Source organism: Haloferax sp. AS1 (assembly GCF_014530665.1).
GTDB lineage: Archaea > Halobacteriota > Halobacteria > Halobacteriales > Haloferacaceae > Haloferax > Haloferax volcanii.
On the sequence record NZ_SPSA01000001.1, the window covers coordinates 913,576 to 928,348 of the forward strand.

The window sequence follows — 14,773 nt, forward strand, 5'->3', positions numbered from 1 at the left end:
GGTGGTACTTATGTATCTCGTAACGGGCCGAAAACTCCCGTAGACGGCGTGTGGCAACCATCGACGGTGGCTTCCGCGTTCGGTACGTTTTTCGCCGGCGCGACACATCACTCGGGTATGTCCGGAACCCTCGACCACGTGATGATTCGCGTCGAAGACCTCGAGGAGTCGCTCGACTGGTACACGACCCATCTCGGCTACGAGGAGAAGGGTCGCTGGGAGGCCGACACGTTCACCAACGTCTACCTCGGCCCCGAGGACCTCCACGAGGAGGGCGCGGTTCTCGAACTCACCTACAACCACGGCGACAACACCTACGAGATGGGCGACGCGTGGGGCCACATCGCGGTCCGCGTCCCCGAGGACGAACTCGAATCCTCCTACCAGCAGCTGATGGATGAGGGCGTCGAGGACTACCGCGACCCCGAGTCCTGCGGCGGTCGCTACGCGTTCGTCAAGGACCCCGACGGCCACGAGGTCGAAATCGTCAAGCGCGACCACGGCGCGAAGTGGAGCCTCGACCACACGATGATTCGCGTCGAGGACGCCGACGAGGCGCTCGGCTTCTGGACCCGCAAGTTCGGCTACGAACACACCGGTCGCTGGGAGTCCGACACCTTCGCGAACTACTTCATGAAGCCCGAGGGCGCGGCCGAGGAGGCGATGGCCGTCGAACTCACCTACAACTACGACGGCCGGAGCTACGAGATGGGCGACGCGTGGGGCCACCTCGCCGTCAGCGCCGACGACCTCCACGACTACTGGGAGACGCTCATGGAGCGCGAGGCCGAAGACTACCGCGACCCCGAGTCCTGCGACGACATGTTCGCGTTCACGAAGGACCCCGACGGCCACGAAATCGAGGTCATCCCGGCCGACTTCGAGTCGCCGGAGTAACCCGCGTCGAGTCTGACGCCCCGGGCGTCTCGTTTTCTCGTCGCTCTCGACTGTCGAGACAGCGGCGGCACTGCGGATTCGGACCGCCGACTCGCACCGGCAGTCGGCGTCCGGAACGGCAAGGGATTTAATCGGTCCACCGCATCCAATACGTATGCCCGGTCTCCTCTCCGACATCCTCGCGTGGGTGGTCATCGGAACCTTCGTCGCCGGCGCGGTCGCAAACGGGCGAGACCGCGAACTCGGCCGGCGGGTGATGACTGCCGCGTGGGTGTTGTTCGCGCTCTTCTGGCTCCAACTCATCCCGCATTTCACGCTCGTCCACAAGAGCTACATCGAGGGGCTGTTGACCATCGCGGCCGTCCCGGCGTCGCTCTACGCCGGCTGGCTCCTCTACAACGGCCGTGACACGCTGTTCGTCCTCTCGCGCGCCGTCGCCGCCATGGGCGTCGTCTACCTCCCGTTCGAGACGATTCCGGCGTTTACCCTCCTCGGGGCGACCGTCCCCGCGCCCCGCGGCGTCCTCATGGAGACCGTCGCGGCGCAGACGCGCTTTCTCATCGAATCGCTCGGCTACACGCCGCAGATGATTGTCGGTGATCAGGGCTATCTGAACACGTTCCTGTGGATGCAGGGCTCGCACCGACTCGAAATCTCGGTCGTCCTCGCCTGCACCGGCCTCGGGAGCATCGCCATCTTCGCCGGCCTCATCGCCGCCGTCGACGCGCCGATGGGCCGGAAACTCCGCGGGCTCGCCATCGCCGTTCCCATCATCTACGCGCTGAACCTGCTTCGGACGACGTTCATCGCCATCTCGGTCGGCAAGCAGTACTTCCACCTGTTCGTCGACGAGGTTCTGTTCCTCTTCGGCTCGTCGGACCCGTACATGGTGTCGTTTTTCATCTCCGACCGCATCATCAGTCAGGCGCTCGCGGTCGTCGCGCTCGTGGGAGTCACCTACCTCGTCGTCCACGAAGTGCCGGAACTCCTCACGGTCATCGAGGACGTGCTCTACATGGTGACCGGCGACGAGTACGACCTCAGAAACGAGTTAGGGCTCGACTGATTACGCCGTCGGAGTGACGTTCAGTTTTCGTCGTCGAACAGTTCTTCGGGCGCGCCGCCGAGCGCCGAGAGCGCGTCGGCTTCGACGTGGTGGACCTCGCCGGGGATGACGAGCATGTGGAGCGGGGCGCCGAAGTCGCGTTCCGCGAGCGCCGAGAGGCGGTCCGCGGCGACGACGGGGTCCGGACTTCCGGCCCGGCAGACGGCCACGCCGAGGGCGTCGGCGTCCCAGTGTTCGGCGAACAGCTCCGCCGCGTAGTCGGCGGTCATGTACTGGTCGCCGTCGACCTCGACGCCGCGGCGGCCCTCCCAGTCGACCTTGATGTCGAGGTAGACGAGCGTGTGCAAGCCGAGGTCGCGGTTCGCTTCGAGCGAGTCGACGACGCTCTTCGGCACGGGGTCGCCGCCGTGGACGTACGGGAACGGGAGCGTGACGGCCTTCCCGAAGCGGTAGTTCTGGAGTCCGGTCAGGCCGCTGGCCGCGGACTGGGCGGTCACGCCGTGGATGAGGCGCGTCTCGATGCCGCGGTCTTCGGCGCGGAGTCGCAGGTCGACGTGCGTGGTCGAAATCATCGTATCGCCGGCGGTGAGGAACACGACGTGTTCGTCTTCCGCGGCGTCGAGTATCGGCTCGGGGTCCTGTTCGACGCCGGCGCGGTCGCGGACCTCGATGTCGATGTCGTGGTAGGCTTCGAGTTCCTCGACGGTCGCGCCGACGAGGTGGCTCGTGTAGAACTCCGCGAACGCCCGGTCGGCGTCCGCGAGCGCCTCCCGCCCTTCGACGGTGACGGAGCGCTCGTCGTACAGGCCGAGTCCGATGAACGTGAGCATGTCCGTGTTCTGTCGCCGTCGGTGATAAGCGGCGTGACCCTCGGCGGAACGACGGATACCCATTGCGTGAGATTACCCAACACACTATTGTAGTTTGCCGGAAAATATTTCCTCCGTATGTCAACAGATAGTCGTACACTAGAGACGGAACTGTTCGGACAAGCGGTGCGGTTCGACTACTCGGAGCGCTGGGTGGGCTACTCGCTGTTCCTGCTCAGAGTGGTAATGGGGTGGACGCTGTTCCAAGGCGGTATCACGAAGCTCGTCACCTACCTGGATTCGGACCCCTCGAACAACTGGACCGCGGCGGGCTACCTCGCCAACGCGATTCCCGAGGGGAACCCCCTCATGGGACTGTGGAGTTCGATGGCCGGCAGCCCCCTCATCGACATGCTGAACATGTGGGGGTTGACGCTGGCCGGACTGGCGCTCATCCTCGGCGCGTTCGTCCGCTTCAGCGCCTTCTGGGGCGCGGTCATGATGCTGTTCTACTGGGCGGCGGCGCTCGAAGGCGGCATCCTCGCCGGACTCCCGCTGGCTCACGGCTGGGTCGTCGACGACCACATCGTCTACGCGGTGCTGTTGTTCGGTCTCGGCGCGTTCGGCGCGGGCCGCATCCTCGGCGTCGACGCCTACCTCGAAAACATGGAGTTCGTGCGGCGCAACCGGTGGATGAGCCTCGTCATGGGCTGACCGCCGTGCGCAAGCGACCGCTTTTTTCGCCGTCCTCCGCGGACTGACCCGACGGAACTATCTCGACTGGCGTGTTCCCTTCGAGTGATGTCGACCCCTCGTGCGACGGTCGCTTGTCCGACGTGCGGGCTCGAAGAGCGCTTTTCGAAGCTCGCTGACGCGCGCCTCCGAATCGAAGAACACCGCGCCGAGACCGGCCACGACCCCGCGTGGGAGTTGGGTCGGTTCGCCCCCGGCGTGGAGAAGATGGGCGACGAGGCGGGCGTCTGCGGCGTGAACCTCGACGAGAACGACTGAGCCGGTCGCTCGCCGGTTCGGGCTCTCGCTCCGAATCGCGCGAGCGTCGAGTCCGCGACTATGAGCTTCATAACAATACGACAGTCTCCCGAACGAGTGAGTATGTGGTGTGAACGGTGCGGACGAGACACGACGGTCCGGAAACACGCGGTAGACGAGTTCACGGGGTTCCTCTGTAACGACTGTCGGGCGGTGTGGGACCGCTTCGTCTCGGCGTAATCGGCATCGATGCGGCGTTCGTCCCCCGATGCGGGGCCAGCCGCGGCGTCGTCGATAGCTACTTTTCCGCTCGGTCGATAGCTGTGGCCGATGGTCGATGGAACCCGAGTCGCGGCCGTAGACGAGGTCCCCGAAAACGGGTCGTATCTGTTCACCGCGGAGGACGCGTACTCGCGGCCGACGGAACTCATTCTCGTTCGGTGCGACGACGAGCCGGGTATCGAAGCGTGGCCGAACACCTGCACCCACGAGAACCAGCGGTTCGACCGGGGGACCGGCGCGGCGGTGCGCGACGGCGAGATTATCTGCCCGAAACACGGGTCGATGTTCGACACCTGTTCCGGCGCGTGCGAAAACGGCGAGGCGGCGGGCACCAGCCTGCCAGACGTGGACATCGCGGTCACCGACGGCGGCGTCTTCCTGACCGACGACGAGTACACCTATCTCTCCGCTGGCGCGGCGGGCGAGGACGAGGACGGCGACGACGGCGACGACGACGACATCCCCAGTTCGACGTCGCACATCGGGTTCTGAGCGCTCCGGGCCCGCTCGCCGTCGCGTCGTCGCCAACCGCGAGATACTGGTCGCCTACTGGTCAGCGCCGTCCTCGTCGAGAAACCCGTGATACGGGCAGACGAACTCGTCGCGGATGAGCTGTTCGTCGACGATGTCGAGGCCGAGCCCATCCAGTTCCTCGCTGATGCGATTGAGGTCGTCGTGGTCCGTCCCGATGGCGTTGACGTACACGTTCCGCTCGCCGGTCATTATCTCTCGAACCGCGGTCACGCCGTGGACGTCGCGCGCCCGATTCGCCAACGCGGAGCGCTCCGGGACGGGCGCGGTACAGATGATCTTCGTGTAGAGCGGGTAGCCCGCGAGGTCGTAGTCGATGTCGACGTGGTAGCCGCGGACGATGCCGGTGTCTTCGAGTCTGTTGAGTCGCGTTCTGACGGTGCTCGACGAGAGACCGAGTTTCTCCGCGATGTCGCTGGACGACGTTCCTCGGGCGTCCTGCTGGAGGTAGTAGAGGATGCGCCTGTCTATCGAGTCTAACTCGCCGTCTTTCATGCGTGGGCTACTCTGGACGCGGTGCGACTATGAGTCTGTTCCATGCGTCGTGTCCGTGTTCGACAGCCGACCCCCGACGAGTTGACCGACGACCCAGAATATAATGACGGATTATGTCTTTTAGGAATTTCCTTTGACGACTCGTCAAAATAACACGCTAGTTTAAGCACTTCCGTCACCAACGGGGATGTACGCACGGTCGGAGCCAACTCCGGCCCACCACATTCAGCACACATGACGTCGAATCACTCCGTCGCAGACGAGCGACTCACGGACTGTGAACAGCGCACGTACTACGTCTTGGGTGGCGCGCACCTCGGCTCCGCCGTCGCCCGGCACTTGCGAGCGGACGGCCGCGCCGTCCGCGTGGTCGACGAGTTTCACGACCGTTCGGACACCGACGGGGTTCGCGGCGACCCGGCGGACGTCCGGACCCTGACGGAAGCCGATGTCTCGTCCGCGTCGACGGTCGTCGTGGCCACGGCGTCGGACAGCCGGAACCTGCTCATCGCACAGCTCGTTCGCGCCCGATTCGACGTCGAGCACGTCGTCGTGTTGGTCAACACGCCGGACCGCTTCGAGCTGTTCGCCGAGGCCGGCCACCAGCCGGTCTGTGCGACCTCCGTCCTGTCGGGCACGCTCGCGGGAGCCGTATGAAGGAGTTAGAGCGCGACCTCGGACTGCCGTCCGTCTTCGCCATCAGCATCGGTGCGATGATCGGCAGCGGCATCTTCATCCTGCCCGCGCTGGCGCTCGAAGTCGCGGGACCGGCGGTAATCGTCGCGTACGCCCTCGCGGGCCTGCTCGTCGTGCCCGCCGCCCTGTCGAAGTCCGAGATGGCGACCGCCATGCCCAAAGCCGGCGGGACGTACATCTACATCGAGCGGGGGATGGGGCCGTTGCTCGGAACCGTCGCCGGCGTCGGCACGTGGTTCTCCCTGTCGTTCAAGGGCGCGCTCGCGCTCGTCGGCGGCGTCCCGTATCTGCTTCTCCTGTTCGACCTCCCGCTCCAGCCCGTCGCGTTGGGACTCGCGGCCGTGTTGATACTCGTCAACGTCGTCGGCGCGAAGCAGACGGGCCGTTTGCAGGTCGCCATCGTCGTCGTCATGCTGGCCGCGCTCGGCTGGTTCGCCGCCGGGAGCGCGCCCAGCGTCGAGCAGGCCAACTACGCCGGCTTCTTCGACGCCGGTATCGGCGGGCTCCTCGCCGCGACCGGCCTCGTGTTCGTCTCCTACGCCGGCGTGACGAAGGTCGCGAGCATCGCCGAGGAAGTCGAGAACCCCGGCCGGAACATCCCGCTCGGCATCCTCGGGTCGCTCGCGTTCACCACGGTGCTGTACGTCGCTATCGTGGCGGTGCTCGTCGGCGTGACGGACCCCGGAAGCGTCGCCGGGTCGCTCACGCCGATGGCGGTCGCCGCCGAGTCGACGCTCGGCCAGTTCGGCGTGGTCGTGGTCATCCTCGCGGCCATCCTCGCGCTCGTCTCGACGGCCAACGCGGGCGTGCTCTCCTCGTCGCGGTACCCCTTCGCCATGAGCCGGGACAAGCTCGCGCCGCCGTCGTTCTCGGCCGTGAGCGAGCGGTTCGGGACGCCCGTCGCCTCGATTACCCTCACCGGCGCGGTGCTGTTGGTGCTCATCGCGTTCGTCCCGATTCTCGATATCGCAAAGCTCGCGAGCGCCTTCCAGATTCTGGTGTTCGGCCTCATCAACGTGGCCGTCGTCGCCTTCCGCGAGGGGAACGCGGAGTACGAGCCCGAGTTCACCTCGCCGCTCTACCCGTGGGTGCAGGTGTTCGGCGTCGTCACCGCGGCGCTCCTGTTGACGCAGATGGGCTCGACCGCCCTGCTCGGGGCCGTCGCCATCACGCTCGGGAGCGTCGTCTGGTACGTGCTGTACGCCCGGTCGCGGGTGAGCCGCGAAGGCGTCGTCACGGACGCCGTTCGCCGGCAAGTCGGACAGAGCGCGCTCACCCGAACGGCGTCGGCGATGCACGAGACCCCCCGTGAGGTCCTCGTCGCGCTCACGAAGGACCTCGACGACGAACGCGAACGGTCGCTCGTCGCCGTCGCCGCGGACCTCGTTCGCCCCGACGACGGCCGCGTCGTCGTCGTCCGCTTCGAGGAGGTTCCCGACCAAGTCCCGCTCACCGAAGACGCCGCGGCGCAGTCGTCGACCGACATCTCGTACGAGGCGCGAATCGAGGCGCTCTCGGCGGAGCTGGGCGTCGACATCGAGGCCGACGAAATCGTGAGCCACGACACGAAACGCGCGGTCGTCAACTTCGCGGACGGTCGCGGGGTCGACACCGTCGTGGCCGAACACGAGCCGCTCCGACTCCGCTCGCGGCTGTTCGGTGACCCCATCGACTGGGTCGTTCGCCACGCGCCCTGCGACGTGCTCTTGGTCGACAACCTCGGTTACGACAACCCCGAACGGGTCGTCCTCGCCGGCGACGGCGGGCCGTACCCGCCGCGAGCGGTCGGAGTCGCAGAAGCCGTCGCCGCCGCCAGCGGGGGCGACGTGCTGCTCCGACAGCCCGCCACTCCGAAGATGACCGACCAGCACAAACGGACGGTCGGGGAGTACCAGGCCGAGCTCTCGGAACTGCTCTCCGTGTCGGTTCGTTCGGAGCCGCTGCGGGCCGACGGCGGCTGGTCGCAGGACCCGGACGTAGTGGTCCGTCGCGGCCCCGAACGGGGTGTTCGGAGCGCCCTGTTCACCGACCGACCGGCCGGCACGCCCCCGCGCTGTACGACAATCACCGTCTACCCACACGACTCCCAACAGCCGACGTTCGCACAGCGACTGCTCGAACGGCTGACGTTCTAGCAGACGGTCGTTGCCGTTTGTGTGACCAAGTCTTCGGCTCCTCAACCCCATTAGTTGCTCACACCCGTCTGCTCACGAGGGGCCGCGCACACGGGGTGCTCGACGAATTAGTTCGCTGAAAACGTAAGCCGGTGGCGGAGATTGTGAACCTCACTCGCAACGCTCCGCGTTGCTCGCTGGCTCAACTCCCTCCACGCAAGGCTCTTCAATCGGACTGTGTTCGGTAGAAAGAGCCGGTGGAGAGGATTGTGAACCTCGGTCGCAAATCTTCGATTTGCTCCCTGCTTCAAATCCTCCACGCAGGGCTCTTCGCCTCACTTCGTTCGACAGAAAGAGCCGGTGGAGGGATTTGAACCCTCGGCCTATTCCTTACGAAGGAATCGCTCTGCCAGCTGAGCTACACCGGCGCGGTGGGCTTTCGAACGCATTCTTTCGTACCCCGGTTACGTAATTAAGACTTGCGAATCACCCCGGCGTCTGTCGGTCGCCACCAGCCCGCTCACCCCGCTTCGTCAGGCGAACGTCGAGACAGACGTTGTACTCGTGGGGGGCGTACGACCGGACGACGTGCTCGTTCACGACGTCGACCTCGTAGGTCGGTTCGGCGGCGGCGCGAACGGCGGCGAGTCCCGGGCCGAACGGGTCGTCCTCGTGTTGGATGTCGTAGAGGTGAATCACGCAGTCGTCGCTCGCGAGGCGGACGGCGGTGTCGAGGAAGCCACTGGCGCTGTGCGGGAGGTTCATGATGAGCCGGTCGGCCCAGCCCTCGTAGTCGGCGGCGACTTCGCGCACGTCGCCGTGAATCGCGGTGAGTCGGTCGGCCACGTCGTTCCGCGCGGCGTTCTCCCGGAGGAACGCGACGGCCGCCTCGTTGAGGTCGCAGGCGACGACCTCCGCGCCCGCGGCGGCGGCCGGGACGGCGAACGGGCCGACGCCGGCGAACATATCGAAGACGTGTTCGCCCTCCTGAATCGCCTCGACGACGCGGTGGCGCTCGGTGGCCAGTCGGGGCGAGAAGTAGACGGTGTCGATGTCGAGGCGGAACTCGTGGCCGTACTCGCGGTGGACCGTCTCGGTCGAGTCGCCGACGAGCACGTCCCAGTCGCGGACGCGGAGTTCGCCTTTGACCTTCGAGGCGCGGTTGACGACCGTCTCGGCCTTGAGGTCGGAGGCGACGATAGCGTCGGCAATCTCGCGGGCGCGGTCGGGGTCGTCCTCGTCGAGGATGACGATATCGCCGAGGCGCTCGTAGGAGGGTTCGAAGCCGAGCAGGTCGGCGGGCGTGGTCTGCGTTTCGCGGGTCGGGGGTTCGAAGTCGACGACCGCCAAGTCGTCGGGGACGGCGTCGGCGTCGACGACGGGGATGTAGAGCGTCCCCTCGTCGACGGTAATCTCGTGGTCGTGGTCGAGCAACCCGGCGTCGGCGAGGCGTCGGCGCGCCGCCTCGCCCGACTCGCGGGGCACGCGGACGCAGGGGACGTTCATACCTCGACCACTACACGGTCCCGAGTAAGCGTGACGCTTCGCCGCTCTCGCTCGGGGGCTATCGTCCGGCGAGTCCGACGGGGAGCCGACGGGGAATCGACGGCCGGTCCCCGGTTACACCTCGGCGCGGTCGCGGTCGACGCCGAGGGACGACCTCGCGGTCTCGACCCAGTCGGAGAGCGTTCGGAGCCCCTCGTCTCGCTCGTGCGGGTAGACGACCTCGATTTCGTCGCTCCGGAAGACGATTCCCAGCGTCGGCGGGAGGACGACCGCGTCGTGTTCGGGCCCCATCCGCCCCGACCCGACCGTCGCCCGCTCGTCGAGCGTCGGGAGCGCGACCCCTTCCCTTCGCGCCCAGTGGCGACACTCGGCGAGTCGCTCGCGGACGACCGCGTCGCGCTTCGTCGGCGCGGTGTCGGACTCCACATCGACCTCTCGTCCCCACGTTCGGACGCACACGTCGTCGACGACCCCCTCGTCCGCGAGCCGTTCGAGTCGGACGACGAGCGCTTGGTGTTCCTCCCCAAGGCCGTCCCGAATCGGACGAATCCACAGTTCCACCCTCCGTTCACCGTCAGTCTGCATGCTCCTCACCACCCGGTGAAGGGTACGCGCGATTCGGGCATAAGGCGGACTCATCCTTCCCGGTGACCGGGAATCGGGAACGCGAGCGAGAGCGACGGGCGTGGTCGGTTCGGGGTGCGACGCGGAAGGCTCGGCCACCCCGGGTCCGGACGGGTTCGGTTTTATTCGCTCGGCGCGCGTCTGTGCGGGTATGTTCGACCACATTCTCGTCCCCACCGACGGCAGCGACCACGCGGTCCGCGCGGCGGAGTACGCGGTCGACCTCGCGGCGACCTACGGGGCCGCCCTGCACGTTCTCTACGTCGTCGACGTTCGGACCGGCCACGCGGACGCGCCCGTCGACGACGACGATTCGCAGACGCGCGGGGAGACGGCGGTCGGTGTCGTTGCCGACCGCGCGGCCGACCGCGACGTGCCCGTCGAGACGGAGATTCGGGTCGGCCTGCCCCACGAGACCATCATCGACTACGGCGACGAGCGCGACATCGACCTCGTGGTGATGGGGACCCACGGGACGAGCGGGCTGGAGCGCTACCTGCTCGGGAGCGTCGCGGAGCGGGTCGTCAGGCTCTCGGACGTGCCCGTCCTGTGCGTGCCGCCGGCTGACGACGACGAGTGACGTGACGTGAGGCGCGTCGCTCGGGGCGACAGCCGGCCGCGAGGCGACCGCGAACGAGCGCGAGTGCGCCCGTCAGCGGACGACCATCACGCTCATCGGCGCGCGGCCGGCGACCAACTCGGCGACGCTGCCGAAAAGCAGGTCCGTCTCGCCGGCGCGGCCGTGGCCGCCGAGGTAGACGGCGTCGACGCCCTCCCGACGAGCGAAGTCGACGATGGTCCGCGCGGGGTCGCCGCGGAGCGTCTCGGTCCTGAGTTCCACCTCGCTCCCGTCGGCAACCGCCGCGAGTTCCTCGAAGATTCCGTCCGCGAGTTCCTGCGCCCGCTCGTACCACTCCTCGGAGCCGTGGAGCGGTTCCGTGCTGATGTCCGCGTCCGACGGCGCGCTGTAACCCGGGTCCGTCGGGTCGATGACGTGCAGCGCGACGACCGTCGAGTCGGCGTGCGAGAGGGCCTGTTCGAACGCGCGCTTCGACAGCGGGGAGCCGTCGACGGCGACGAGAATCGTATCCATCACGGTTATTACTACATCGTCTCGGGACAAAAGCGCTCCCGCGGTCGGTGGGGCGCTCGCGGAGTCGCCGCGAGGGGTCGCGCCGGGCTTTTCACCGCGGCGTGCGAGTGGGTATCCGTGGTATCAGTCCCCGACCTCTTCGAATCGCGGCGCGACCGATGGCGGACGCTCGCGCTCGCCGTCGTCGTCGTCGCCCTCCTCGCCCTCGTCGGCACGACGCTCGTCGACCGCTTTCCGTTTCTCGCCAATCCGACGGCGCTGCGGGCGTGGCTCCTCGAATTCGGGACGCTCGCCCCGCTCGCGTTCGTCGGCGTGCAAATCGCGCAGGTGCTCGTCGCGCCCATCCCCGGACAGGCGCTCGGCTTCGCCAGCGGCTACCTGTTCGGCGCGCTCTGGGGGACGGTTTACAGCATGGTCGGCATCGTCCTCGGCACGGCGCTCGCCGTCTCGCTCGCGCGATTTCTCGGCCGGCCGTACGTCGAGCGCGTCGTCACCGCCGACGCGCTTTCCGTCTTCGACGACGCGATGGAGACCCACGGGTTGGCCGTCCTCTTTCTCGTGTTTCTCGTCCCCGGCCTCCCCGACGACGCCATCTGCTTCGCCGCCGGCCTCACCGACATCCCGGTTCGCAGGGTCGTCGTCGTCGCGGCGGTGGGCCGGCTCCCCGGCTTCCTGCTCGTGAACCTCGCGGGCGCGGCCGCCGCCGACGGCAACGCCGAACTCACCGCGGTGTTCGTCGGCGCGTTGCTCGCCGCGTCGGTCCTCGGCTATCTCTACCGCGACCGACTCATGGGCGCGCTCGGGTCGCTCACGGAGCGAACAGCCGGTCGTTGAGCCACACCAGACACAGGTTCGCGACGAGGAACGGGACGAACGCGCCCGCGACCCAGCCCCACTCCGTGAGGCCGAGCGGGACGACGCCGAACAGGTCCGCGACCGGCGTGTAGAGGAGGACGAGGTGGAGCGCGAGCGACAGGCCGACCGCACCGAGGAGCCACGGGTTCGAAAGCGGTGACAGCCGATAGCGGAGCCGAACCGACTGCGTGCGGACCAACTCGGCGGTGACGAGGAACGTAAACAGCACCGTCTGAGCGACGACGAGGTCGCCGGAGCGAGAGAGCGCGTAGAAGAACACGCCCAGTCCGGTCGCGGTGAGCGCGACGCCGATGCCGAGAATCGAGGCGACGGTCCGGCGGTCGAGGACGCCCTCGTCGCGGGGGCGCGGCGGCCTGTGCATCACGTCGTCCGACTTGGGGTCCGCGCCGAGCGCGAGCGCGGGGAAGCCGTCGGTGACGAGGTTGAGCCACAGGAGCGCGACGGGCGTGATGACGAGCGCCGACTCGGACGCGAACACCTCGGGGAACAGCGCCGCGCCGAGGAGCGTCCCGAGGAAGACGACGAACACCTCGCCGGCGTTGGCCGACAGCAGGTAGTTGACGAACTTGCGGATGTTGTCGAAGATGCCGCGGCCCTCCGCGATGGCGTCGCGGATGGTGACGAAGTTGTCGTCGCGGAGCACCACGTCCGACGCGCCCTGTGCGACCTGCGTCCCACGGTCGCCCATGGCGATGCCCACGTCGGCGTTGCCGAGCGCCGGCGCGTCGTTGACGCCGTCGCCGGTCATCGCCACCGTGTAGCCCGCGTCCTGAAGCGCCCGGAGGATGCGGACCTTGTGCTCGGGCGCGACGCGGGCGAACACGTTCGTCTCCTCGACGACTCGCCCGAGTTCCTCGTCGTCCATGGCGGCCACCTCGGTCCCGGTGACGACCGAGTCGGCGTCGATGCCGACCTCGCGGGCGATGGCGCGGGCGGTCCGCGGTGTGTCGCCGGTCGCCATCGTCACCTGCACGCCGGCGTCGCGGCAGTCGGTGACCGCCTCGGCGACGCCCTCGCGCGCCGGGTCGGTCATGCCCTGGAGTCCGAGGAGGACGAGCCCCGATTCGAGCGTCTCGTCGTCGGCGTCGGGGTCGACCGCGGGCGCGTAGGCGAACCCGAGCACGCGGAGCGCGTCGTCGGCGAAGGCGGCCACGGTCGCCTCGACGCGCTCGCGGCGCTCGTCGGTGAACGCCTCGATTTCCCCGTCGACGAGGACGCGGTCGCACCGCGCGACGATTTCCTCGGGCGCGCCCTTCACGAGCGCGACGGGGCCGTCGCCGGGGGCGTCGAAGTCGTCCACGACGACCGACATGCGCTTTCGCTCGGAAGTGAAGGGGACTTCGCGGAGCCTGTCGTCGGGGTCGCGCGAGCCGTCGAGGCCCGCGTCGGCGGCGGCGGTCACGAGCGCGACTTCGGTGGGGTCCCCGCGGTGGTCGCCGCCGTCGAGTTCCTTGGTGTCGTTGCAGCGGGCACCGCAGGACAGCAGCGCCGCGAGCGCCGGGTCCGGGTCCGACACGGCCCCTGCGTCGGGGCTCGCGTCGCCGTCTCCCGACGCGGCGGCAGTCGAATCCGAACCACCGTCCAGTTCGACCGTCCGGTCGTCGGGGAGCCACGCGCGGGTGACGGTCATGCGGTTTTCGGTCAGCGTCCCCGTCTTGTCGGTGACGATGTAGTCGACCGCGCCGAGGCTCTCGACGACCGCGAGGTTGCGGACGAGCGCGTTGCGCTCCATGAGCGTCCGCGACCCGAGCGCGAGGGTGAGCGTGACGACCGCCGGGAGGCCCTCGGGGACGGCCGCGACGGCGAGCGTGACGGCGACGAGGAGGACGACCACCGGGTCGGTCGCGGTGAGGAACAGCTGGACCGCCGCGATGAGCAGGATGAGCGCGACGATGCCGACGCCGATGCGGCGGCCGAGGCGGTCGACCTCGATTTCGAACGGCGTCTCGCGCTGGCGGGCCTGCCCGAGTTGGTCTGCGATGCCCCCGAGTTCGGTGTCCATCGCGGTGGCGACGACGACGGCCTCGGCGCGACCCCTGACCACGGTGGTTCCGGCGTGGAGGACGCTTCTCCGGTCGGCCAGCGCCGCGTCGGATTCGACCGGGTCGACCGCCTTGTCCACCGGGACGCTCTCGCCGGTCAGCGTCGACTCGTCGGCGCGGCAGTCGGCCGCGGTGAGGATGCGGGCGTCGGCGGGAACGGCGTCGCCCGCTTCGAGGACGACCACGTCGCCCGGCACGACCTCGGTCGCGGGGACCGCCCGAATCGACCCCCCGCGTCGGACCGTCGCGTCCGGCGTCGCCATCTCCCGGAGCGCCGCGAGCGCCTGTTCGGCGCGGTAGTCCTGCACGAAGCCGAACAGGCCGTTTCCGAAGAGGATGAGCAGGATGAGCGCCGCGTCGGTGTAGCCCGGGTCGCGGCCGGGCAGGAGGCCGACGGCCAGCGAGAGACCGGCGGCGACGAAAAGCAGGAGGATGAGCGGCCCGGTGAACTGCGAGACGAGGAGCGAAAGCGGCGAGACGCCCTCCTCGTCCGCGAGTTCGTTCGGCCCCTCCTCGTCGAGTCGGCGGGCCGCGTCGTCGGCGTCGAGACCCTCGCGGCTCGACCCGAGTCGCTCCAGCGCCGCCTCGCCTTCGAGCGCGTGCCACGGCACGTCCTCGCGTCCGCTCGCTTCCTCGGCCTCCCGATGCGCGGTTGCCTGCTCGTGCACAGTTCGACCGAACGACACGAACCGACGTATGTCCACCGGCGATTTTCACCCCGCCGCAGTCGGCGGTACGATGAATACCGTTCG

The 14,773-nt window shown here is 68.1% G+C and carries 15 protein-coding genes and 1 tRNA gene; 9 read left to right on the forward strand and 7 right to left on the reverse strand.

The features are described 5' to 3' along the window. Positions 1-117 precede the first annotated feature (117 nt). Both E4P24_RS04920 and artA read left to right on the forward strand, forming a co-directional pair. The gene (locus tag E4P24_RS04920; RefSeq protein WP_004064251.1) at positions 118-897 is read left to right on the forward strand and encodes a VOC family protein; all 780 of its coding nucleotides are present in this window, start codon (positions 118-120) and stop codon (positions 895-897) included. 154 nt (positions 898-1,051) lie between these two features. Further along, complete coding sequence (gene artA / locus E4P24_RS04925) at positions 1,052-1,963, forward strand: archaeosortase A (RefSeq protein WP_004044024.1); 912 nt, start codon at positions 1,052-1,054, stop codon at positions 1,961-1,963. Positions 1,964-1,983: 20 nt separating this feature from the next. On the opposite strand, the gene dph5 is transcribed toward artA, so the two are convergent. Further along, positions 1,984-2,793: a diphthine synthase gene (dph5, locus tag E4P24_RS04930; protein WP_115802335.1), complete on the reverse strand. Its 810-nt coding sequence runs from the start codon at positions 2,791-2,793 to the stop codon at positions 1,984-1,986. A gap of 117 nt (positions 2,794-2,910) precedes the next feature. Between dph5 and E4P24_RS04935 the strand changes: the two genes are divergently transcribed. The 3 genes from E4P24_RS04935 (at position 2,911) to E4P24_RS04945 (ending at position 4,536) form a co-directional block, all read left to right on the forward strand. Next, positions 2,911-3,486: a DoxX family protein gene (locus E4P24_RS04935; protein ID WP_049921758.1), complete on the forward strand. Its 576-nt coding sequence runs from the start codon at positions 2,911-2,913 to the stop codon at positions 3,484-3,486. 87 nt (positions 3,487-3,573) lie between these two features. Further along, a complete protein-coding gene (locus tag E4P24_RS04940; RefSeq protein ID WP_004044021.1) occupies positions 3,574-3,783 on the forward strand; it encodes a hypothetical protein in 210 nt (69 codons plus the stop codon). A 309-nt stretch (positions 3,784-4,092) separates the two neighbouring features. Beyond that, a complete protein-coding gene (locus E4P24_RS04945; protein ID WP_004064228.1) occupies positions 4,093-4,536 on the forward strand; it encodes a Rieske 2Fe-2S domain-containing protein in 444 nt (147 codons plus the stop codon). A gap of 54 nt (positions 4,537-4,590) precedes the next feature. On the opposite strand, the gene E4P24_RS04950 is transcribed toward E4P24_RS04945, so the two are convergent. Beyond that, positions 4,591-5,070, reverse strand: a complete 480-nt coding sequence (locus tag E4P24_RS04950) for an Lrp/AsnC family transcriptional regulator (protein WP_006600528.1) — start codon at positions 5,068-5,070, stop codon at positions 4,591-4,593. A 234-nt stretch (positions 5,071-5,304) separates the two neighbouring features. On the opposite strand from E4P24_RS04950, the gene E4P24_RS04955 reads away from it, so the two are divergent. Continuing rightward, positions 5,305-5,727, forward strand: a complete 423-nt coding sequence (locus E4P24_RS04955) for an NAD(P)-binding protein (protein WP_115860211.1) — start codon at positions 5,305-5,307, stop codon at positions 5,725-5,727. Continuing rightward, positions 5,724-7,901, forward strand: coding sequence for an amino acid permease (locus E4P24_RS04960; RefSeq protein ID WP_188148191.1), 2,178 nt, complete (start codon positions 5,724-5,726; stop codon positions 7,899-7,901). Before E4P24_RS04955 ends, E4P24_RS04960 begins: the two co-directional genes overlap by 4 nt. Before the next feature lie 334 nt (positions 7,902-8,235). On the opposite strand, the gene E4P24_RS04965 is transcribed toward E4P24_RS04960, so the two are convergent. From E4P24_RS04965 to E4P24_RS04975, 3 genes are all read right to left on the reverse strand, one after another. Then, positions 8,236-8,308 (reverse strand) — tRNA-Thr (locus E4P24_RS04965). A 58-nt stretch (positions 8,309-8,366) separates the two neighbouring features. Next, a complete protein-coding gene (locus E4P24_RS04970; RefSeq protein ID WP_188148192.1) occupies positions 8,367-9,386 on the reverse strand; it encodes a class I SAM-dependent methyltransferase family protein in 1,020 nt (339 codons plus the stop codon). Between the two features lie 114 nt (positions 9,387-9,500). Further along, positions 9,501-9,971, reverse strand: coding sequence for an HTH domain-containing protein (locus E4P24_RS04975; protein ID WP_049896119.1), 471 nt, complete (start codon positions 9,969-9,971; stop codon positions 9,501-9,503). A 190-nt stretch (positions 9,972-10,161) separates the two neighbouring features. Here E4P24_RS04975 and E4P24_RS04980 point away from each other — a divergent pair, with 190 nt between their 5' ends. After that, positions 10,162-10,590 (forward strand): universal stress protein, encoded by a 429-nt coding sequence (locus E4P24_RS04980; RefSeq protein ID WP_049897042.1) that lies wholly within the window; start codon positions 10,162-10,164, stop codon positions 10,588-10,590. 72 nt (positions 10,591-10,662) lie between these two features. Here the strand turns inward: E4P24_RS04980 and E4P24_RS04985 are convergent, their stop codons facing one another. Continuing rightward, positions 10,663-11,103 (reverse strand): universal stress protein, encoded by a 441-nt coding sequence (locus tag E4P24_RS04985; RefSeq protein ID WP_004064217.1) that lies wholly within the window; start codon positions 11,101-11,103, stop codon positions 10,663-10,665. Positions 11,104-11,220: 117 nt separating this feature from the next. Here E4P24_RS04985 and E4P24_RS04990 point away from each other — a divergent pair, with 117 nt between their 5' ends. Beyond that, complete coding sequence (locus tag E4P24_RS04990; protein WP_006600525.1) at positions 11,221-11,937, forward strand: TVP38/TMEM64 family protein; 717 nt, start codon at positions 11,221-11,223, stop codon at positions 11,935-11,937. Here E4P24_RS04990 and E4P24_RS04995 read toward each other — a convergent pair. Continuing rightward, complete coding sequence (locus E4P24_RS04995; protein ID WP_188148193.1) at positions 11,912-14,725, reverse strand: cation-transporting P-type ATPase; 2,814 nt, start codon at positions 14,723-14,725, stop codon at positions 11,912-11,914. The genes E4P24_RS04990 and E4P24_RS04995 overlap by 26 nt on opposite strands. Positions 14,726-14,773: the final 48 nt, after the last annotated feature.